The organism is Fluviirhizobium alvei (genome assembly GCF_030551875.1).
GTDB lineage: Bacteria > Pseudomonadota > Alphaproteobacteria > Rhizobiales > Rhizobiaceae > Rhizobium_E > Rhizobium_E alvei.
This window is the reverse complement of sequence record NZ_JAUOZU010000001.1, coordinates 90,266-110,379: the sequence shown is the minus strand read 5'-3', so window position 1 is coordinate 110,379 and position 20,114 is coordinate 90,266. Positions and strand designations below refer to the sequence as shown.

Sequence of the window (20,114 nt, the reverse complement as noted above, 5' to 3'; positions counted from 1 at the left end):
CATTCTTTAGCGAAGAGTGGAACGACATCTGATTCGCAGAACTGGGGGATTGTAAGCCAAAGGTGACCATTTTTTCGTCCATTTCCGAAGCCATGCGACTGATGTTCCGGCGCCCCGTCCGTTTTCAGTTTGCTGCATTGTGCTATCGCGTCGGCGGAGAAGGCGATACGCCCGAAATCCTGATGCTGACGAGCCGGGATACGGGTCGCTGGGTCATTCCCAAGGGCTGGCCGATGGGCGACAAGCCGGGTTTCGAAGTGGCCGAGCGGGAGGCGCTCGAAGAGGCTGGCATTACGGGCGAGATTGAACGGGAACCTCTGGGTTATTTCGGCTATGACAAGGGACTGGATGACGGGCTGGTCGTTCCTTGCCGCGTACAGGTCCATGCGCTGAAAGCCACCGGCAGCGTGGAAAAATACAAGGAAAAGGGCAAGCGCCGGCTGGAATGGGTTAGCCCTTCGCTTGCGGCCGAACGCGTTCGGGAACCGGAGCTCAAGCAGTTGATCCGGGAGTTTTCCCGACGTTTTGCCAAGGCTGCCTGATAATTCCGATTGCGGAAGCACGTTCGCCGATTTAGAGCGGAGTTCTGGCTGAACGCCCAGACAGTAGCAACCCTTCTCCCACCAGGATTTTCCGCAAACCAGAATGAGCGACCAGCCAAAGCCGACGCTTGACAAGGATCTCGACAAGCTCGACCTGATCGAGACGGGAACGCGCTCGGTTCTGGCTCGTTTCGTTGCGCCCGGCTTCGGCCTGATCTTCCTTGCAGCCGCAACGATCTTTGCGGCCCTCTCCGCCGCCGAGAGCCCGGAAGTCCTCGTCGTCGTGGCCGGGGCGGCCATCGCGGCCTACATGGCCATGAACATCGGCGCCAACGACGTGACGAACAATGTCGGGGCGGCTGTCGGGGCCCGCGCCATCAGCCTTGCCGGAGCGCTGCTGCTCGCAGCCTTTTTCGAGATCGCGGGCGCCATCTTCTTCGGCGGCAATGTCATCCAGACAGTAAAGAGCGGTATTCTCGAAGCCAGTGCCATCAGCTCGTCCGGTCAGACGATGCTGATCATGATCGGCGCCCTGCTCGCAGCCAGTCTCTGGATCAACATCGCGACCTGGATCAATGCGCCCGTTTCGACCACCCATTCGATCATCGGCGCCATCATCGGCGCGACCGCTGCGGAGGCCGGTCCCGATGCGGTTGCCTGGCAAACCGTCAGCGAAATCACACTGGGCTGGCTGATCTCGCCTGTCCTCGGCGGCCTGATCGCGGCCGGGCTGCTGTGGTTCATAAAGGAAACCATCCTCTACCGGGAAGACAAGATCGCCGCGGCCAATCGCTGGGTACCGGTGCTGCTTTCCGCCATGAGTGGTGCCTTTCTGACCTTCCTGCTTCTGCTGGCAGCCGAAAGGCATGAGGATTTCAGCAACTGGCACGCCCTGGGCATCGGTGGCCTCGGGCTAGTCATCAGCTATCCGGCCTACCGGGATCTCGTGGCGCGCCAATCGCGCGAGCTCGAAAACCGCAATCAGTCGCTGAAGATCCTGTTCCGGTTGCCGTTGATCTTTTCGGCGGCACTCATGTCCTTTGCCCATGGTGCAAACGATGTTTCCAATGCCATCGGTCCGCTGGCGGCCATCGTCGAAGCCAGCGGCATCCAGACATTTACCAGCAACATGGATGCGCCTTTCTGGGTGGTCTTCATTGGCGCGCTCGGCATTTCCGTCGGGCTTCTGCTGTTCGGCCCGCGCCTGATCCGGATCGTTGGCAGCCAGATTACCAAGCTCAATCCGTTCCGGGCCTATTGCGTTTCCATGGCATCTGCCATCACGGTTGTCGGGGCATCGCTCGCCGGAATGCCGGTCAGCTCGACCCATGTTGCGGTCGGCGCCATTTTCGGTGTCGGCCTGTTCCGCGAATGGTACACGGCGCGATCGGCCAGACGCAAAAGCTATATCGAAGCCAAAGCCGCCTCGCTGGACGCGTCCGAACCGGGAACACCGCTCCTGCCGCTGCCGCGCGTCTCCTCCAGCGAAAGCGAGAACCAGCGCTATCGTTTTCTCGTGCGCCGTTCCTATCTATTATCGATCCTGGCCGCCTGGGTCGTGACCGTGCCACTGTCGGCATTGCTCGCGGCAGGGCTCGTCGGCCTGTTCCATCTGTTCTTCGCCTGAGGCTTTTGATGCGCGCCAATTTCAGAATGCAGAGACTTTTTGTCGATGCCGATCTCAACCTTGGGCGTCCGATTGCTGCCGATGACGACCAGCATAATTATCTGCGTAATGTCCTACGGTTTGAGGATGGCACCGACATTCTCGTCTTCAACGGTCGCGACGGCGAATGGCGCGCTACGCTGTCTTCCCCCTCGCGAAAGAAGACCGAACTGACACCGGTCGAATTAACCCGTCCGCAGCCTGCCCCTTCGGACCTACATTATCTGTTTGCACCGCTGAAGGTAGGCCGGATGGATTATCTCGTGCAGAAGGCGGTCGAAATGGGCGCCGGTGTGCTGCAGCCTGTGATGACCCAGCATGTGCAGGGCAAACTCGGTTCGATCGATCGCGTCAAGGCCAATGCGATCGAAGCGGCAGAACAATGCGGTATCCTTGCCATTCCGGACGTGCGCGAATTGCAGAAACTCGCCAATCTGCTGGAAGACTGGCCGCAGGATCGCCGGATCATCTATTGCGACGAGGGCGAGGCGACCAACAATCCTGTCGCCGCCCTGAAGTCGATCGAGGAGCGGAAATTCGCTCTTCTCGTCGGACCCGAAGGTGGCTTCTCCGAATCCGAGCGACTGCTTCTGCGTTCTCTGCCCTTTGTGACCCCCATCCCTCTCGGTCCCCGGATCCTCAGGGCAGATACTGCCGCAGTGGCAGCATTTGCCGTGATCCAGGCCACGATTGGCGACTGGGAATGATCAGCCGAATTTAACCGAGGTTCAAATTGATTTCGCTTGCATCGTTCATAATTCCGGTTCAAGCAACGTCTCCCGGCGGCTCCGGCAGCCGGCTCAGAACCCAGATATAAGAGTTCCCATGGCCCGCGATACTACCGACGAAACCCTTGTCACCGGACTTGATGATCTGACCGCCTATCTTGCCGAGGGCTCCAAGCCCGAAGAGCGGTTCCGCATTGGAACGGAGCATGAGAAATTCGTGTTCTTTGCCAAGGACAAGTCGCCGGTGCCCTATCACGGCGATGCCAGCATCCGCAGCCTGCTCGAAGGTATGCAGAGCCGCCTCGGCTGGGAACCGATCATGGATGGCGAAAACATCATCGGGCTCGGTGAGCAGCACGGCATGGGCGCGATCTCGCTCGAGCCGGGCGGCCAGTTCGAGCTTTCGGGCGCGCCACTGGAGAACCTGCACGAAACGGCAAAGGAAGCCAAAGAGCATCTCGCTGTTCTCAAGACGATTGCAGACCCGATGGGTATCGAATTCCTCGGCATGGGCGGCAGCCCGAAATGGCGTTTCGACGAGACGCCGCGTATGCCGAAATCGCGCTACGGCATCATGACCAACTATATGCCCAAGGTAGGAAGCCGTGGGTTGGACATGATGTACCGGACCTGCACCATTCAGGTGAATCTCGATTTCTCATCGGAAGCGGACATGCGTCGCAAGATGCAGGTGAGCCTGAAGCTGCAATCTTTGGCGACGGCGCTGTTTGCGAGTTCACCCTTCACGGATGGCAAGCCGAACGGGCTGAAATCCTGGCGCGGCGACATCTGGCGCGACACCGACAATGCCCGCGCCGGCCTGCTGCCCTTCGCGTTCAAGCCTGATTTCGGCTTTGGTGATTATGTCAAATGGGCGCTCGATGTGCCGATGTATTTCGTGGTGCGCGATGGCCGTTATCACGACTGTACCCACGTCACGTTCCGCCAGTTCCTCGCCGGCGCCCTGAAGGGCGAAATTGCCGACTGGCAGCCGAACATGGGCGATTGGACCAACCATCTTTCGACGCTCTTCCCCGACGTTCGCTTGAAGCGCTTCCTCGAAATGCGCGGCGCCGATGGCGGCCCGCTCTCCCATATCGCGGCGCTGCCGGCTTTCTGGGTCGGCCTGCTCTATGATTCCGCAGCACTGGACGAAGCCGAACAGCTGACGAAATCCTGGCAGTTCGATGAGGTGGAAACGCTGCGCAATGCCGTTCCGAGCCAGGCGCTTTCCGCAGCGTTCCAAGGGCGCAAGCTTTCCGAGATCGCCCGCGATGTGCTGGAAATCTCAAGCCGCGGACTCGCAAACCGCGCAGTGAAGAACGAAGCCGGCCATGACGAACGTATCTATCTCCAGCCTCTGGAAGAGATCGCGGCTTCGGGCCGGACGCTCGCCGATGTAATGCTGGACGATTTCCAGGCCCAGGGTGGCGGCGATATCGATCGCCTGTTCAGTTCTTACCGCTACTGACCGAACCAGCGCTGGTTGATCGGCGCTGTTTCCGACCATTTGTTGCACCATTTGTCCCTCGGCTGCGAACAGAGCCGAGCACTCGACCAATTTCCTGTTTTTTCGCGCGATTTTGCAGATATAGTGGAAGAACAGCAAAGTCTTGCAGGGGAAGGACGCCACATGTTGCCGTTGTACGAAATGATGATGAAGGCCCAGAACGGCAATGCAGTTGGCGAAATGGCCAAGCAGTTCGGTCTGGCGCAGGAGCAGGCGATCCAGGCAATGTCGGCATTGATGCCGGCCTTTTCCTCCGCGCTCAAGCGGACAGCGGCCAATCCTTACGATTTCACCCAGCTCATGACTTCGGCTGCCAGCGGCAACTACATGAAATATTTCGAGGATATGAGCAAGGCCTTCACCCCGCAGGGTGTTGCCGACGGCAATTCCATGCTCAAGGCAATCTTCGGTTCCGACGAGGTTGCCCGGGCGGTCGCGGCACAAGCCGCCCAGGTTTCCGGCATCGGCAAGGATATCTATCGCCAGATGATGCCGGCCATCGCCAATGCCATGCTCGGCGGCATCCTCAAGCAGATTGCCGAGCAGTTCCAGGCCGCCGGTGAGGCTGTGGCCGCCGGCCGCACACCCGAACTCGCCACCAAATGGATGCAGGCAGCCGGCCTGATGGAAAAGCCGAAAGAACCGAGTTTCGAAAATCCGTTCCTGAAATCCTTCCAGGCATTCATGGGCGCCGGACTGCAACAGCCGATGGCAAGCGGCATGGCTTCGGCCTCGAACCCCTTCCTGCAGATGTTCGAGACCATGATGAAGGCATCCTCGCCCGCTCCTGCGCCTGCCCCGAAGGTCGAGCCAAAGGCAGAGGCGAAGGTCGAGGATCCGACCGCCTTTTTCGGCCAGCTGTTCGAAACGGGAATCGAAGTCCAGAAAAGCTACCAGAAAAGCCTGGACCAGATTTTCGACGGCTATCTCGCCAGTCTGAAGGCGATGGACAAGCCCAAGAACTGATTGGCTTATAGGGCCGCTCTCCGGCCCTACCTCCCTGTCCCATTTCAGGATTATCCACTGGCTTCGAACCCCGGCTTTTGACTTCTTTTGCGTCTTTTCGGGACTGCACTTATTCGCCTGGAGCATGGCTGATATGCATTTCTGCATGGCCAATTTGATTTTGCAGTGCAGGAAAACAAAATAACCCGGAACTTGCCGTATTTTTGTGCGTTTTAAGAGCTTGAAGGGGTGTCAATAGCTCCGCAACGCAAATGCGAGGACGGTGAACATGCAGTTAATCGATAGTGACTTTGTAAAGCACTTAGGTTATCAGAATTTCACACGGCCCTCCAAAAATCCGAATTCAGGCAAATGGTTATGCGTCCTGCAGAAATGACTGATGTGCTTGCTGTGCCCGCCGGCCTGATCGACCGTGCGACCCCGGCCGCCAATGCGGCTGTGTGGGAGCGCCGTCAGGCCGAGTTTCGCGCCGCTGCACTGCAAAAACCGTTTCAGATGGCGCTGAAACGGGCAATGGACATTGCCGTATCCGCCTCGGCCCTTCTGGTTCTGGCGCCGTTTTTCATGCTGATTGCGATTGCCATCAAGATCGAAAATCCGGGCCCGGTTTTCTTCACCCAGCTACGCTGGGGACGCGGCGGCAAGAAGATCAAGGTCTTCAAGTTCCGTTCCATGCGCACTGATCTCTGCGACTATTCCGGCGTTGCCCAGACGACGGCAAACGATCCGCGCGTGACCCGGATCGGCGCCTTCCTGCGCAAGACCAACATTGATGAACTGCCGCAGCTCATCAACATCCTGACCGGCGATATGTCTCTCGTCGGCCCGCGCTGCCATGTTCCGGGCATGCTGGCGGCTGGTCAGCTCTATGAAGAGCTCGTCGAGACCTATCACCTGCGGCATCTGGTGCGTCCGGGCCTGACGGGTCTGGCACAGGCGAACGGCTTTCGCGGTCCGACCGATCGCGAAGACCTGGCGCGTGGCCGCATCAACCACGACCTTGAATATATCAGGACCTTCTCGATCCTGCTCGATGTCAAGATCCTCGTGAACACGTTCGTGCGGGAAATCCGCGGCGGCACCGGCTTCTGAGATGATGACAGGGCGGGCAACAGTGGTTGTCGCCGCCCTGCTGCTCTCGAGCCTCATCCACAATTCCGCACTGCGCGCGGAAGAACAGGTGCCCTGGACCGAAAAGCCGGTTCGTATCGACCGTTCGAAGCAGACTTTCGAACGTCTTCCCCCTCGAGAGATGCAAACCGATCCGCGGCAGTGGCTGGTCGTTCCTGCGCGGATCGAAGTGATCGACGGCGTGTCCTTTGCCTTCTCCAACAAGACTTACCGTCTCGCGGGCCTGAAGTCGATCGATCGCAAACATATGTGCAAAATGATCGAAGGCGGTCGTTGGGCTTGTGGGCGCATGGCGGCGATCTTTCTCGGCAATCTTGTGCGCGGCAAACGCCTTCTTTGCGAGATCAACGAAGGACCCGAGATCGTCATGCTCGACAATTGTCAGGTGCCTGGCAAAGTGATTTCCGAGGCTGTTCTCAAGGCCGGCTACGCCTGGAGCTCAACCGACCACGGAGGCTCGCCAGCCGAAGCCTTTGCCAAGGCCAACGGGGTCGGGCTTTGGCGGAACCCGGCCTGCATGGACAAGCCTGACGCCTGCTGAAAGTTTTTCATTCCACATTTTGAAATGCCGGTCCTCGGCTGTGGGGCCAGCGTGTTTTGAACCAATTTCGCACCGGCTTATGTTGACAAGTTTCCTCATGTTTTATAGTTGAGTTCAGAACTCATGTTTAAGAGGATTGTTCCATGGCTATCACCATCCAACTCACCGACGCCAACAATGATGGCAAGGGAATCAACTTCGCCCAGTATCTCGCCAAGTACGAAGCCAACTTCGAGAAGACCGGCTATGGCTCCTTCTCGCAACCGACGACAGAGGATGGTTTTTCGGCGAAGGACTATGTGACCTACGATGAGGATACAGGCCAGAGCGTGATCTTCGAATCCGGATCCGACGACTGGACCTATGATCTTTCGACCCACGTGATCACGGGTTCGCTCTCCGCCATCCAGTTCGGTTTCAACACCACCGAGAATGAAGAGACCGAAACCTATACCAATTCGGCCGATGTTCGCATTACCGGGCTCGACATCAACTCGATCACCACATCGGGCGGTACCCTGATCAATGACCTGATGAATTCCGAGACCAGCAGCCTAGTCGCGAAGCTGATGACGCAATCGATCATCTTCAAGGGTTCGTCGGGCAGCGATGTGCTGGCAGGCTACAGCAAGAACGACCAGCTTTTCGGCAATGCCGGCAATGACAAGCTTTCGGGCGCCGGCGGCAAGGATACGCTTTCCGGCGGTCTCGGCAGCGACAAGCTCTATGGCGGCGATGGCAATGACAATCTGAACGGCGGTGCCGGTGCCGACTATCTGGACGGTGGGCTTGGCGTCGATACGCTGACGGGTGCCGGTGGCAAGGATACGTTCTTCTTCAACAAGAACTATGGCCGCGATACCATTACCGATTTCCAGGCTGGTCGCGCCCATGCGGATGTGATCGCCTTCGACGACACGATCTTCGATTCCTATGCGGATGTTCTGGCCGCGGCCAAGAATACCGATGATGGCGTGCTGATCAGCTATTCCGGCGGCAAGCTGCTTCTCGAGGACCTGACGATTGCGGACCTGCACAAGAACGATTTCGATTTCGTCTGATTAGCCGAAATCCAATACATCAAGGGGTGCCACCGGCGCCCCTTTTTCAGGTGTGCTTTTGCCCGCGAAGCTGAACAGGGTGCTGCGGCACTGGGAAGGGCTAGTTTGGCACGAGCATACGGTTGGCTCGCTCTTCTCCCCTCGGGGGAGAAGATGTCCTAAGGACAGATGAGGGGGGCCTTCTTATCCAACTGCTATTTCTGCGCAATCCCGCTCATCCGGCGCTATCGCGCCACCTTCTCCCCGCTGGGGAGAAGAGGCCACCACGCTTCATCCTCATTGCAGATCCCAAAAGACGGACAGTCTTGCAGCGACCTGGCAAAAACACTCCTCCATCGGAAGGTATTCAGCCGGCAAGCTGTGGCAGAATGCGGGGCATGCCATCGTCGCCGAAGCTGACGGATAGCCTGCAGCCATAGACCGTTTCGAGATTGTCTTCGGCAAGCACCAGGGCGGGGGAACCGGCGGCGTGCAATCGGCCGGCCTTCATCATCACCACATGATCGGCGAACATGGCTGTCAGGTTGAGATCATGCATGACGGCGATGACGCCACCGCCCCTTTGCACGAATGCCCGTGCCAGCGTCATGATGGCGAGCTGATGCTTGACATCGAGGCTTGCCACCGGCTCATCGAGCAGCAGCCAGCGGGCGCGACCATCATGGGTAGAGGATGCGATCTGGCAGAGCAGACGCGCCATATGCATGCGGGCCTGTTCGCCACCGGAAAGCTGGGTCGCGATCCGGTCACCAAATCCGTTGAGATCGACCGCCTCCAATGCTTCATCCATGATCCGGTCCGCTTCGTTGCGAGAATGGACCTCACCGGCAACGATGCCCATTTCGAGGATCTCACGCACCCGAAACGGAAAGCCGAGGCTTGTGGATTGTGCCAGCACGCCGCGCTCGCGTGCGAGCTCCTTCGGCGAGAAGGATGCGAGATCGCGGCCTGACAGGCTGATGCGCCCCGAATAGGAACGCTCGCCGGAAATGGCGCGCAACGACGAGGTCTTGCCGGAACCGTTGGGGCCAATCACGGCCGTCAGCTTTCCGGGCTCGGCCTGAAAGGTGAGGCCGGAAACGACGGAGCGCCCCGCAAGCGTCACCGACACATTTTCAAGTTCGATCATGGCTTTTCCTTACATGATCCGGCCGGATCGTCCCTTGAACAGGATCCAGAGAAAGAAGGGCGAACCGATGAGTGCCGTCAGGATGCCGATCGGCAGTTCCGCCGGAGCAACGATGGTGCGTGCCACCATGTCGGCGACGAGCATCAGGCTGCCACCCAAAAGGGCGGAGGCCGGCAAAAGGAAACGGTGGTCTGGGCCCGAAGCGATACGGATCAGATGCGGCACGATGATACCGACGAAACCGATCGCGCCGTTGAAGGCGACGGCAGCGCCGGTTGCTGCGGCAACCAGGATGATCGACACCCGTTTGAAGGCTTCGACATGGATGCCCATGTGGAAGGCGGCCGCTTCACCGAGCGTGAAGGCATTCAGCCCCTTCGCCAGAAACGGCACCACCAATATTGCCGGAAGCACGACGAGTGCGACGATTGCCGTCTTGTCCCATGTCGAGCCGGCCAGGGATCCCATGCTCCAGAAGGTGATGTCGCGCAACTGGTTGTCATCGGCCATGTAGATCAGAAGGCCGGTGACAGCCATGGCCAGAGCGGCAATCGCGATACCCGCGATCAGCAGGGTCCCGATCTGGATCTGTCCTTCCGACGCGGCCAGACGATAGAGGATGAAGGTTACGACCAGACCGCCGGCAAACGAAAAGAACGGCAGGGCGAACATGCCGAGCAGAAGTGCGATGGGTGCCAGAAGCGTTTGACCGAGAACGATGAAAGCGACTGCACCGAGGCTTGCGCCGGCCGAGACGCCCAGAACCGTTGGATCGGCAAGCGGATTGCGGAACAAGCCCTGCATCACGGCGCCACAGACCGACAGGGCCGCACCGGTTACAAAACCCATGAGCGCCCGCGGCAACCGGATGTCGATCACCACGACACGATCACGCAACAACAGGCCGGCATCCTCCGCGCTCACGGGATGAACGAGGGCGGACAGAACATTAAGGACCGAGGCCGCACTGGCTCCGGTGGTGATCGACAGGATCAGCATGGCGGCCGAAAGAAGCGCGAGAAGTGCCAGTCCGAAGCCGCCCTGCAGGTACGAACGCCAGGTCAGAGTTGGCCTACCCGGTTTCAGCACTCCCATACCACTTTCGATCGTCATCGATCAGCCGCCGTAGAGAGAGGCTGACAGCTGGCGGATCGCATCCGCCGTCCGCGGGCCGAAGCCGAGAAGCGGCATGCCGGGCAGACGCAGGATGGCACGGTTCTTTCCGGCCGGAGTCTGGGCAATCGCGGGATGGGCGAGAATTTCCTCGTCCGATGCCCCCATCGGGCCGCCGGTATGCATCATCAGAATGAAGTCAGGCTTTGCGTTGATGATGGCTTCATCATTGAGGGGCTTGTAGCCCGAATAATCGCCAACCGCATTCAGCCCGCCTGCGAGTTTCACGATGCCGTCCGCAGCGGTATGGGCGCCGGCCGCATTGATCTTGCCGCCTTTGAGCGACAGCACGAACAGAACGCGCTTGCGCTTGGCGTCTGGAATATCGGCAACCGCCTTGCGGGCCGCATCGATATCGGCGCCCACTTTCGCAGCCAGTTCTTCGGCCTTCTCATCGGCACCCAGGGCCGCACCGACGGCGCGGATCTTGGTCAGGATCGCCTCGCGATCAAATCCTTCCGGGATCGTTACGGTCGGGATTGCCGCCTTCTTCAGAACCTCAACCGTGGTCGGGGGACCGGAGCCCTCGATCATCAGGATGGCAGTCGGATTGACCGAGAGCACGCCTTCCGGCGACAGGGCTCGCATATAGCCGACATCGGGCAATTTCATTGCCGCTTCCGGAAAGGTGCTGGTCGTGTCGCGCGCAACCAGCTTGTCGCCATAGCCGAGATCATAGACGATCTCGGTCACGGCTCCACCGACGGAAACGAGCCGGGTCAGGTCCAGCGGCTTCTTGTCCTCGGCCCAGACGTCCGCTCCCATGCCGAGGCAAAGGGCCAGGAGGGCCGGCAGAAGCCGGCGCCGGATTTTCAACTGCATCATGTATTTACCCTCAGGCTGCGACGGCCTTCGAACCAGTGGCGAGGCTTTCGATGAGCGAGCGCCACTCGGCCATCTCTGCATTGCCTTCCTTGCGCTTGCCGAAGAACTGGATGATCATCTCGCCATCGGCATCATAGGCTTCCAGCGACGTGACATGACCATCCTTGGTGGGCTTGCGGACAGCCCAGGCTTCGGCAATCCGGTCAGCGCGCAGGTGCAGATGGAAGGTCGGATCCATGACGTTGAGCCAGGGCCCCATCGTCTGGATGTTCTTGACCGGTCCGGTATGGATCTGGACGATGCCGCGGTTGGCGACAAAGCACATGATATCGAGACCCTTTTCGGCAGCCTTGGCGAAAAACTCGTTTGCCGCATCCTCGGAAAGCTTCCATGCAAAATCGTCGCCGACGGAACGCACAGCGGCCTGGCGATCGACATCAAGCTTGCGCAGCAAACCAAAGAATTCATGCGTGTCGGTCATCTTCGACCAGGAATCGCGCAGTTCGGCGACATCGAAACCTTCGGTGCGGCCACGATTGAGCTTGGTGAAAGCTTCGGCGACGAATTCCTGCGACTGGTCTTCGAGACGGAAATCCGCAACGATCCGCTCATAGGCGGCGACATCGGACGCCGGGCGCAGATGAACCTTGTGGATCGCCTCACCCGACTTGTCGAAATATTGCAGGCTGCGGCGAACCTGATCGCCATCGGTCTTGGTGACAGCAAAGGCATGCGCCCAGACCCAGTTGAAGATGCGCAGGTCGATGTTTTCGCCAAGCGTGAGCGAGGTTTTCTCGCCGACCTCGATATTCTCGTAGACGCCGATCTTCTCGTGCACGGCATTTTCATTGCGGCTGAGCGCCATGACTTCACCGAGTTCGGGCGCGCGGGCGAGCAGTTTGTTGGGATCGGCATCGATACGAATGGCGGTCAGACCACATTCCGCAGCCACCAATGCTGCTTCAGAAATGCCAAGATTGGCCGCGATATCCCGTTCGCGCAGTTTTGGATTTTCGGCACGGTAGGCGCGGATTTCTGCCGGAGTGACGTTGTTCGTCTTCATATCTTCCAATTCCTCTCACTGGACCCTTTTGATGGATCACTTGTTCAAAATGAGTTTGCCCTGTTTGGTGATTTTCATTCGGTAATCGGCGCCTGCATGGCGGATGACGATCTCGCGACGGCCTGCAAAGAGCGTCGCCGTATCGTAATCCGGCACCTCATCGACATGCCCGGCGCGAACCTCACCTGAACCTGCCGGCGATACCGTCATTGCCCTTGCCTGTTCCCGTTCCACGATCATTTCATCCCGTTGAAAACCGCTTTCATTCTTGACTTCGTTACTCATATTTCATTATTGACGCAATACCAGACTGAAAAAGACAAGTTATTTTTCTGGCGTAAAACGCGATCCATAGAGGCAGCCGCAGCCATGGCGACGATCCCGGCACATAATGAAGCCCGCCCTGCAGATGCGCCCCGTTTTCGCGCCGCCAATTCGAATGATGCCGCGCGCGCCCGGATAAGGCACGATTTTCAGAACGTGCCGGCCTGTTCCTTTGCGCGTGGTGACGGTATCTCGCACTATCTCGGGGTCGAAGCGCATATCGGCACCTTCCCGGAACCACCAACGAAAGCGCCAGCGAAGGGCGCCGAGGTTCCTCCGGTCGCCCATGAGGCCGAGGAGCCAGGCGACCGTCTCATTCCACGGCTGATGCGCGACGGCTTTTCGCTTTCGACCTTTTTGCACATCGTCGTGGCAATCGCGCTTGGTCTGGTCGCCATTGTCATTCCAGAGGAAGCGACGGAACTCGAAGGCGTGACCATCGTCACCATGGTGGTCGAAGGAACAGCAGAGGCCGATGCCGAAACCAAGGGCGAGGCCGTGGCCGAGGAGAAACCGGTTGAAGAACCGGTCGTCGAGGAGCCGAAACCAGTCATCGAGATGCCGCCCTTGCCGGAGCCGATCAAGCCAATCGAAAGTGCGCAACTTTTGGACATGTTGCCGATACCCGCCCCGATCGAAGAGCCGACAGGGCAGCGGGTGGAAGACATTCTGACGTCGACGACACCGGCGGAGGCGAAAATCGATGCGAAGGCTCAGCCGATTGCCGCTGAGCCGGTCGAGGAAAAGAAACCCGAACCGGCCGTGGCAAAGGCAGAGCCGGTGATCGAAAAGAAGCCGGAGCCCGTCAAGTTGCCGGAGGTCAAGCCGACCGAAACCAAGGTGGAGCCGGAGAAGAAGCCCGAAGTCGTCGAGAAGCCACGCGAAAAAAAGCCCGACCCGGTCAAGACCGAAAAGAAGATCGAAAAGAAAAAGAAGGTCGAGAAGAACCGGACGAAGGGCAACAAGGGCGAAAACCAGGCGCGCGCCAAAAAGGGAGAGACCGACGCCCGGAACAAGGGGGATGCCCGAAGCGATGCGTCGCTCGGCAATTCGAACAACCGGGAAAAGGGCAACGCGGCAAAGAGCAATTATGAAGGGCTGGTGCAGAAAAAGCTGCAACGCGCCAAATCGCGGGTCCGCAATCCCGGCAAGGGCAGCGTTAGCGTTGTATTCACCATCACGACGAGCGGTGGTGTAAGCAATCTCCGCGTCAGCAAGAGCTCAGGCGATGCGGCTGTCGACAAGGCCGCACTTGCCATCGTCAACAAGGCGGCCCCCTTCCCGGCCATTCCTGCCGAAACAGGCAAAAAGACCTGGTCCATGCGGGTTCCGATTACGTTCAAGTGAAGATTTTTACGTATTCCCGGATTGCACAAAGTCAAAACCGCAATCCGGAAATGATAAAATTCGAGCCATCAAGTAAATCGGCCTTTAACCACCCCGTTTAGTTAATCCTTATGTCCTTTCGGATATGGTCTGTGCCAATCCGGAATAAAGATCCGTGCAAAGAACCTCGAAAGACGGAAGGAAACAGGGATGAACAGCAAAATCCGCGAACTCTTGAAGAAGCATGGTGGATTGTCGGTCGATGCGGCGGAACTGGCAGACAATGCCGATCTCTATGCCGCAGGACTCTCCTCCTTCGCATCCGTGCAGCTGATGCTGGCACTCGAAGAGAATTTCGACGTCGAATTCCCCGACAATCTGTTGAACCGCAAGTCGTTCCAGAGCATCGAGGCGATCGAGCGTACGCTGTCCACCATCATCGACAATCGCGAGGTGGCATGATGAACATCCCGGTCAAGACAGCCAGCGGCTCGCTGGCTGAGCGGGCATCACGCGTTGCCGCCGTTGCCAAGGCCCATGCCGATTTCGTCGACAAGAACGGCTGCTTCCCGCAGGCGGCGATCGACGCCATGAAGGCCGAGCGCCTGATGTCGATCCAGATCCCGGTGGAACTCGGCGGCGAAGGCGCCACCACGGCCCAGATCACCGAACTCTGCTCGATCATCTCGCAGGCTTGCGCCTCGAGCTCCATGATCTTCTCCATGCACCATATCAAGCTTTCGAGCCTGGTCGAACATGGGATGGAAACCGAATGGCACCGCGACTTCATGCGCCGTATCGTTGCCGAACAGCTCCTGCTCGGCTCCGCTACCACCGAAGGCGGCATCGGCGGCAACCTTCGCAATTCGCTCTGCGCTATCGAGGTCGAAGACGGCATCTGCCGCCTGACCAAGGAAGCGACGGTGATTTCCTATGGTCTTCAATCCGATGCGATCCTGATCACCTCGCGCGCCCACAAGGATGCGGCCACCACCGATCAGGTGATGACGGTTTTCCTGAAAGACCAGTACACGCTCGAGAAGACCCATGACTGGGATACGCTCGGCATGCGCGGCACCTGCTCGGAAGGTTTCCTCTTCAAGGGTGAAGCCCCGGCCGAACAGATATTCCCGCAAGGTTTCGCCGAAATCGCGGCCCAGTCGATGCTTGCCAACTCGCATCTTCTGTGGAGCGGGGTCTGGTATGGTATCGCGGTCGATGCCGTCAATCGCGCCCATTCTTTCGTTCGCGCCGCCGCGCGCCAGAAGCCGGGCACCGTTCCGCCGGGTGCGCTACGACTTGCCGAAGTTTCCAGCCAGCTGCAACTGGTGAAATCCAACATCGTCTCCGGCCTCAAGGCCTATGAAGAGGCAAAGAAGGACGAGGAGAAGCTTTCCTCCGTCGGCTTTGCGATCGAGATGAACAACATCAAGATCGCTTCTTCCGAGATGATCCTGACCATCATCAACCATGCCATGCTGATCTGCGGCATCCTCGGCTACAAGAATGGCACGCCCTATTCGCTCGGCCGCCATCTTCGCGATGCCCATTCGGCGCAGCTGATGATTTCGAACGACCGCATCCTCGCCAATTCTTCCAACATGCTGCTGATCCACAAGCAGAACACGAGCCTTTCGGAGTAATCGACATGGATATGCAGGTTTCCTTTCTTGATCGCCTTTTTGATTCCGGTCTTCTGATCGATACCGGTGTCGACGGCCTCTATGGCCGCTCGGGCCAGTTCGAAGATGTCATTGCCGCCTTCGAACGCCTGATCGACAAGGTTGGCGGTGCCGATGGCGCCGAGGCGATCCGCTTTCCGCCGGGCATGAACCGCGCCTATTTCGAAAAGAGCGGCTACATGAAGAGCTTTCCGCAGCTTGCGGGAACCGTTCATTCCTTCTGCGGCAACGATCATGACCATGCCGGTCTGCTGCAGTGCCTGGAAGAAGGCGGCGAATGGACCAAGGACCAGAAGGCGACCGACATCGCGCTGACGCCGGCGGCCTGCTATCCGCTCTATCCGACGGTGGCAAAACGCGGCCCGCTGCCGATGGAAGGTGGTCTCTTCGACCTGCAGTCCTATTGCTTCCGCCATGAGCCCTCGAAGGATCCGGCCCGCCAGCAGCTGTTCCGCATGCGCGAATATGTCTGCATGGGCACCGAAGACCATGTCACTGCCTTCCGTCAGACCTGGATGGATCGCGGCGTCGAGATGATGAAGTCGATCGGCCTCGATGTCGAGATCGATGTGGCGAACGACCCGTTCTTCGGCCGCGCCGGCCGTCTGCTGGCCAACAACCAGCGCGACCAGAATCTCAAGTTCGAACTGCTTATTCCGGTGACCTCGCAGACGAAGAAGACCGCCTGCATGAGCTTCAACTACCACCAGGATGCGTTCGGCCAGAAATGGGGCCTCAATCTCGAAGATGGCGCCGTTGCCCACACGGCCTGCGTCGGGTTCGGCCTCGAACGTATCGCACTCGCGCTCTTTGCCCAGCACGGCCTCGACGTGAAGCTCTGGCCGGATCATGTCCGCAAGGTTCTCTGGGGCTGAGTGGCATGACGGCAGTCTTCCCAACGCTTGATCCGGCGCGTTATCAGCCGCATCCGCTGCATGATGCCGAACGGATCTGGCCGGAGACCAACTGCTATGTCGATCTCTGGATCGAGGTCCTGAATGCTTCCGGCCTGCCGCCGGAAGCCATGCTGGGCTTCACCGTGACGCAGGATTTCGAAGGCGACCAGTTCACCTTCTTCAAGGTGCCGCTGGAAGATCTCGAAAGCCTCTACGGCATCCGGGTGACAGAACTGGCGATCTTCGACGATGTCGAAAGCCATATCCGCACCCAGATCGATCGCGGTCGCCTGTGCCTGGTCGAAATGGACAGCTATTTCATGCCCGATACTCGCGGGGTGAGCTATCAGACGGAACATGGCAAGACCACGGTCGCCATCAACCGTCTGTCGGCTGAGGAGCGCCAGCTGGACTATTTCCACAATGGCGGTTTCTTCCATCTCTCGGGCGAGGATTATGACGGGCTGTTCGGCAAACTCTACCCGGAGGGCGCACCGCCGTTCCTGCCCTATACGGAGTTCGTCAAGTTCGCCGACACGAAGCCCGACGCGGCCCGGATGCAGGCAACCGCGCTTGACCTTCTCCGGCGCCATGTCGCGCGCATGCCGAATGCCAATCCGGTTGCAGCCTTCGCGAAGGTGTTTCCGGAACAGGTCGCAGGCATCGCGGAACGTCCGTTCGGCGTGTTCCACAAATATGCCTTCAACACGCTCAGGCAGCTGGGCGCCAATTTCGAGCTTGCAGCCAGCCACTTCCGCTGGCTCGAGGAGACCAAAACCTCCGAAGAACTGGCTGCAGCCGCCATTCGGATTGCCGAAACGGCGAAAACGGCGCAGTTCCAGCTGGCGCGCGCCATCACCCGCAAGCGCTTCGACGGGCTTGCGACGACTCTTGATCCGGCGATCGAAGCATGGGACCACATCGCCCGGGAATTGAAGCTTCGATTCGGCTGAATCCAGGCACATGGTGACGTTGAAGGGCCTTCCACGAGCGATCGCGGGAGGCCCCTGCATTCGATCCTCCGGATCGTTGGGGTAGAGCAATGATGCAAGCGGAACGGCATTTGGCCACCAAAACCGAAATCGCCGGCGACTGGTCGCTGGTCGTGACCGATGCCGGCGCCTGCGGCAAACCCTCCGAACTACCCGAAAAGGCACGGGCCCTCGCCGCTCCGGTTCCCGGCACCGTTGCCGAAGCGCTGGAACGGGCCGGCCGGTTCGACCGCACCAACCCGATTGCACTGAACGATCGCGATTTCTGGTACCTCGCTGCCATTTCCGGCGAGCGTCCCGGTCCGGTGCGATTGGTCTTCGAAGGGCTGGCGACGATTGCCGAAGTCTATTTCAATGACGAATGCGTGCTGAAGAGTGCAAACCAGTTCGCCGCCCAGGAAGTGGCCGTGACCTTGACCGGCGAGGACAGGCTGGCGATCTGCTTTCGAGCCCTCAATCCGCAGCTGAAGGCGCAAGGACCGCGGGCGCGCTGGCGTCCGCAGATGATCACGCCGCCGGGGCTGCGCCTCATCCGCACCACGCTGCTCGGCCATATGCCGGGATGGTGCCCGAGCATCGACGTTGTCGGCCCCTATAGGCCGATCACGATGGTGCGCGAGGACGAAGGCAATCTCGACAATCTCGAAATCCGCGCCTGGCTCGATGCCGAGGGCAAGGGCGTTCTGGACGTCTCCTTCGGCTTCTCCGGTCGGGCAAGCGATCTCAGGCTCAGCTGTGCCGGCTGGACAGCGCCGGTGCTGATTTCGGAAGAAGGACGCCTGACGGCCCGTGTGACCATTCCGAACGTCAAGCCCTGGTGGCCGCGCAGCCATGGCGAGCCGACGCTCTATCCGGTTACTCTCATCATCGATGACGTTCCCCATCCGCTCGGCGTCACCGGTTTCCGAAATATCGCGTTCGACCCCGGCCAGGATGGCAAGGGCTTCGGCATCGAGATCAATGGGGTGCCGATCTTCTGCCGGGGTGCCGTCTGGACCAATGCCGATATCGTGCGCATGCCCGGAGGTCGTGCCGATTACGAGCGCCATCTCCGGCTGGCAGCAGACGCCGGCATCAACATGATCCGCGTCGGCGGTACCATGACCTACGAGAGCGCGGAATTCTTCCGGCTGTGCGACGAACTCGGCATCATGGTCTGGCAGGACTTCATGTTCGCCAATTTCGACTATCCGGTCGCCGACCCGGCCTTCGTGGAAGAGGTCCGCAAGGAAGCGCGCTGGCTGCTGACACAGAGCCAGGGCTCGCCTTCGCTGACGGTTCTCTGCGGCGGTTCGGAAATGTACCAGCAAGCATCGATGCTGGGTCTGCCGCAGAAATACTGGGCCGGACCGTTGACGGAGGAGATCCTGCCGCAGGAGTCGGAAAGCTTGCGGCCGGATGTGATCTACGTGCCGAACTCTCCGTTCGGCGGCGCCCTGCCCTTCTATCCCAACGAGGGGATCGGCCACTATTACGGAGTCGGCGCCTATTGCCGACCACTCGAGGATGCAAGGCGCGCCAATCTCAGATTTGCCGCCGAATGCCTCGCTTTCGCCCATGTGCCCGAACAGGCCACACTCGATGCGCATCTCGCCGTGCCGCCCGTGCATGATCCGAAATGGAAGGCGCGGGTGCCACGCGATCGCGGTGCGTCCTGGGATTTCGAAGATATTCGCGATCACTATCTCGGCGATCTCTACGGCTTCGATCCGGCGCGGCTGCGAAGGGAAGATCCGGGCCGCTACCTCGAATTTTCCCGTGCGGTGACGGGTGAGGTGGTCGAAGCGGCCTTCTCCGAATGGCGTCGCCCCGGCTCAAGCTGCAGGGGCGCGCTGGTCTGGACCCTGCAGGATCTGCTGCCCGGCGCCGGCTGGGGCATCATCGATGCGACCGGGATGCCGAAGCCGGTCTGGCATGGCTTGCGCCGCGCCTTCCGGCCAGTCCAGGTTCTCTTGTCCGACGAGGGCACGAACGGTCTCGACGTGCATGTGCTCAATGAAAGCGAACAGACACGGTCGCTGACCTTGCAGCTTTCCTGCCTCAAGGGCGGCATCCAGCCTTCCGTGAGTGGTAGCCGGACGATCGAACTTGCACCACGCTCCAGCCTGACCCTGACGGCAATCGAACTGTTCGGCGCCTTTTTCGATGTGACCTATGCCTTCCGCTTCGGTCCGCCTTCCCACGACGTTACCGTGGCCCGGCTGGTGGATGCAGCGACCGAGGAGGAACTGTCCACCGCTTACCATTTCCCGCGCGGCCGGATGGCAGCGATGCAGGAAGCGGTGATTGAAACCGAGCTTCTCAAGGATGACGATGGCTGGATGCTGAAACTGACGGCCAATCGCTTCGCCCAGAGCCTGTCGCTTAATTTTGAAGGATATCTGCCGTCCGACAATTGGTTCCATCTCGCGCCAGGTCCGGCGAAGATCATCCGCCTTGTTCCCGAAGGCGCCAATCCCGAGGTCACGCCCACCGGCACCCTCGGGCAACTCGGAAGCCGCGTGCTGCAAAGTATCTAACGAAACGCGCCGGGGTTGGCGTAAAAGCCCCGGCGCGTCG

Annotated in this window: 19 protein-coding genes; 14 read left to right on the top strand and 5 right to left on the bottom strand. The window is 59.5% G+C overall.

Translation table 11 applies throughout. The annotated features are described in order from the left end of the window. Positions 1-101 precede the first annotated feature (101 nt). The 8 genes from Q4481_RS00540 (at position 102) to Q4481_RS00505 (ending at position 8,145) form a co-directional block, all read left to right on the top strand. Positions 102-542 (top strand): NUDIX hydrolase, encoded by a 441-nt coding sequence (locus Q4481_RS00540; protein ID WP_304374749.1) that lies wholly within the window; start codon positions 102-104, stop codon positions 540-542. A gap of 103 nt (positions 543-645) precedes the next feature. Next, on the top strand, positions 646-2,169 hold the full coding sequence (locus tag Q4481_RS00535) for an inorganic phosphate transporter (protein WP_304374231.1): 1,524 nt from the start codon (positions 646-648) through the stop codon (positions 2,167-2,169). An 8-nt stretch (positions 2,170-2,177) separates the two neighbouring features. Then, positions 2,178-2,915, top strand: coding sequence for a 16S rRNA (uracil(1498)-N(3))-methyltransferase (locus Q4481_RS00530; protein ID WP_304374230.1), 738 nt, complete (start codon positions 2,178-2,180; stop codon positions 2,913-2,915). 118 nt (positions 2,916-3,033) lie between these two features. Then, positions 3,034-4,407: a glutamate--cysteine ligase gene (locus Q4481_RS00525; RefSeq protein WP_304374228.1), complete on the top strand. Its 1,374-nt coding sequence runs from the start codon at positions 3,034-3,036 to the stop codon at positions 4,405-4,407. Positions 4,408-4,569: 162 nt separating this feature from the next. Then, the gene (locus tag Q4481_RS00520; protein ID WP_304374227.1) at positions 4,570-5,412 is read left to right on the top strand and encodes a DUF937 domain-containing protein; all 843 of its coding nucleotides are present in this window, start codon (positions 4,570-4,572) and stop codon (positions 5,410-5,412) included. Positions 5,413-5,907: 495 nt separating this feature from the next. Continuing rightward, positions 5,908-6,504 carry a sugar transferase gene (locus tag Q4481_RS00515; protein ID WP_304374748.1) on the top strand — a complete coding sequence of 199 codons (597 nt, stop codon included), beginning with the start codon at positions 5,908-5,910 and terminating at the stop codon, positions 6,502-6,504. A 1-nt stretch (position 6,505) separates the two neighbouring features. After that, positions 6,506-7,084, top strand: coding sequence for a thermonuclease family protein (locus Q4481_RS00510; RefSeq protein ID WP_304374226.1), 579 nt, complete (start codon positions 6,506-6,508; stop codon positions 7,082-7,084). A 143-nt stretch (positions 7,085-7,227) separates the two neighbouring features. Beyond that, on the top strand, positions 7,228-8,145 hold the full coding sequence (locus Q4481_RS00505; RefSeq protein WP_304374225.1) for a calcium-binding protein: 918 nt from the start codon (positions 7,228-7,230) through the stop codon (positions 8,143-8,145). 346 nt (positions 8,146-8,491) lie between these two features. Here Q4481_RS00505 and Q4481_RS00500 read toward each other — a convergent pair whose 3' ends face one another. From Q4481_RS00500 to hemP, 5 genes are read right to left on the bottom strand one after another with little or no spacing between them, the layout of a single operon-like run. Next, complete coding sequence (locus Q4481_RS00500) at positions 8,492-9,274, bottom strand: heme ABC transporter ATP-binding protein (protein WP_304374224.1); 783 nt, start codon at positions 9,272-9,274, stop codon at positions 8,492-8,494. 9 nt (positions 9,275-9,283) lie between these two features. Continuing rightward, positions 9,284-10,387 (bottom strand): FecCD family ABC transporter permease, encoded by a 1,104-nt coding sequence (locus tag Q4481_RS00495; protein ID WP_304374222.1) that lies wholly within the window; start codon positions 10,385-10,387, stop codon positions 9,284-9,286. 3 nt (positions 10,388-10,390) lie between these two features. Further along, positions 10,391-11,269 carry a heme/hemin ABC transporter substrate-binding protein gene (locus Q4481_RS00490; RefSeq protein WP_377352609.1) on the bottom strand — a complete coding sequence of 293 codons (879 nt, stop codon included), beginning with the start codon at positions 11,267-11,269 and terminating at the stop codon, positions 10,391-10,393. A gap of 13 nt (positions 11,270-11,282) precedes the next feature. Next, the gene (locus tag Q4481_RS00485) at positions 11,283-12,335 is read right to left on the bottom strand and encodes a hemin-degrading factor (protein ID WP_304374221.1); all 1,053 of its coding nucleotides are present in this window, start codon (positions 12,333-12,335) and stop codon (positions 11,283-11,285) included. Positions 12,336-12,371: 36 nt separating this feature from the next. Further along, positions 12,372-12,545 carry a hemin uptake protein HemP gene (gene hemP / locus Q4481_RS00480; protein WP_304374219.1) on the bottom strand — a complete coding sequence of 58 codons (174 nt, stop codon included), beginning with the start codon at positions 12,543-12,545 and terminating at the stop codon, positions 12,372-12,374. 159 nt (positions 12,546-12,704) lie between these two features. On the opposite strand from hemP, the gene tolA reads away from it, so the two are divergent. The 6 genes from tolA (at position 12,705) to Q4481_RS00450 (ending at position 20,074) form a co-directional block, all read left to right on the top strand. After that, on the top strand, positions 12,705-14,006 hold the full coding sequence (tolA, locus tag Q4481_RS00475) for a cell envelope integrity protein TolA (RefSeq protein WP_304374217.1): 1,302 nt from the start codon (positions 12,705-12,707) through the stop codon (positions 14,004-14,006). Between the two features lie 189 nt (positions 14,007-14,195). Further along, positions 14,196-14,447 carry an acyl carrier protein gene (locus Q4481_RS00470; RefSeq protein WP_304374215.1) on the top strand — a complete coding sequence of 84 codons (252 nt, stop codon included), beginning with the start codon at positions 14,196-14,198 and terminating at the stop codon, positions 14,445-14,447. Next, positions 14,447-15,628, top strand: coding sequence for an acyl-CoA dehydrogenase family protein (locus Q4481_RS00465; protein WP_304374746.1), 1,182 nt, complete (start codon positions 14,447-14,449; stop codon positions 15,626-15,628). Before Q4481_RS00470 ends, Q4481_RS00465 begins: the two co-directional genes overlap by 1 nt. A 5-nt stretch (positions 15,629-15,633) precedes the next feature. Then, the gene (locus tag Q4481_RS00460; protein ID WP_304374214.1) at positions 15,634-16,542 is read left to right on the top strand and encodes an amino acid--[acyl-carrier-protein] ligase; all 909 of its coding nucleotides are present in this window, start codon (positions 15,634-15,636) and stop codon (positions 16,540-16,542) included. A gap of 5 nt (positions 16,543-16,547) precedes the next feature. Beyond that, positions 16,548-17,516 (top strand): DUF1839 family protein, encoded by a 969-nt coding sequence (locus tag Q4481_RS00455; protein ID WP_304374213.1) that lies wholly within the window; start codon positions 16,548-16,550, stop codon positions 17,514-17,516. 110 nt (positions 17,517-17,626) lie between these two features. Beyond that, complete coding sequence (locus Q4481_RS00450; RefSeq protein ID WP_304374212.1) at positions 17,627-20,074, top strand: glycoside hydrolase family 2 protein; 2,448 nt, start codon at positions 17,627-17,629, stop codon at positions 20,072-20,074. Positions 20,075-20,114: the final 40 nt, after the last annotated feature.

Bases quoted from the DNA above. Each gene is read 5' to 3' on its own strand.
- Q4481_RS00495 (WP_304374222.1), bottom strand. From the start codon at position 10,387: ATGACGATCGAAAGTGGTATGGGAGTGCTGAAACCGGGTAGGCCAACT.
- hemP (WP_304374219.1), bottom strand. From the start codon at position 12,545: ATGACGGTATCGCCGGCAGGTTCAGGTGAGGTTCGCGCCGGGCATGTC.
- Q4481_RS00525 (WP_304374228.1), top strand. From the start codon at position 3,034: ATGGCCCGCGATACTACCGACGAAACCCTTGTCACCGGACTTGATGAT.
- Q4481_RS00530 (WP_304374230.1), top strand. From the start codon at position 2,178: ATGCGCGCCAATTTCAGAATGCAGAGACTTTTTGTCGATGCCGATCTC.
- Q4481_RS00500 (WP_304374224.1), bottom strand. From the start codon at position 9,274: ATGATCGAACTTGAAAATGTGTCGGTGACGCTTGCGGGGCGCTCCGTC.
- Q4481_RS00505 (WP_304374225.1), top strand. From the start codon at position 7,228: ATGGCTATCACCATCCAACTCACCGACGCCAACAATGATGGCAAGGGA.
- Q4481_RS00465 (WP_304374746.1), top strand. From the start codon at position 14,447: ATGAACATCCCGGTCAAGACAGCCAGCGGCTCGCTGGCTGAGCGGGCA.
- Q4481_RS00485 (WP_304374221.1), bottom strand. From the start codon at position 12,335: ATGAAGACGAACAACGTCACTCCGGCAGAAATCCGCGCCTACCGTGCC.
- Q4481_RS00470 (WP_304374215.1), top strand. From the start codon at position 14,196: ATGAACAGCAAAATCCGCGAACTCTTGAAGAAGCATGGTGGATTGTCG.
- Q4481_RS00540 (WP_304374749.1), top strand. From the start codon at position 102: ATGTTCCGGCGCCCCGTCCGTTTTCAGTTTGCTGCATTGTGCTATCGC.
- tolA (WP_304374217.1), top strand. From the start codon at position 12,705: ATGGCGACGATCCCGGCACATAATGAAGCCCGCCCTGCAGATGCGCCC.
- Q4481_RS00515 (WP_304374748.1), top strand. From the start codon at position 5,908: ATGGCGCTGAAACGGGCAATGGACATTGCCGTATCCGCCTCGGCCCTT.
- Q4481_RS00460 (WP_304374214.1), top strand. From the start codon at position 15,634: ATGGATATGCAGGTTTCCTTTCTTGATCGCCTTTTTGATTCCGGTCTT.
- Q4481_RS00490 (WP_377352609.1), bottom strand. From the start codon at position 11,269: ATGCAGTTGAAAATCCGGCGCCGGCTTCTGCCGGCCCTCCTGGCCCTT.
- Q4481_RS00520 (WP_304374227.1), top strand. From the start codon at position 4,570: ATGTTGCCGTTGTACGAAATGATGATGAAGGCCCAGAACGGCAATGCA.
- Q4481_RS00510 (WP_304374226.1), top strand. From the start codon at position 6,506: ATGATGACAGGGCGGGCAACAGTGGTTGTCGCCGCCCTGCTGCTCTCG.
- Q4481_RS00535 (WP_304374231.1), top strand. From the start codon at position 646: ATGAGCGACCAGCCAAAGCCGACGCTTGACAAGGATCTCGACAAGCTC.
- Q4481_RS00455 (WP_304374213.1), top strand. From the start codon at position 16,548: ATGACGGCAGTCTTCCCAACGCTTGATCCGGCGCGTTATCAGCCGCAT.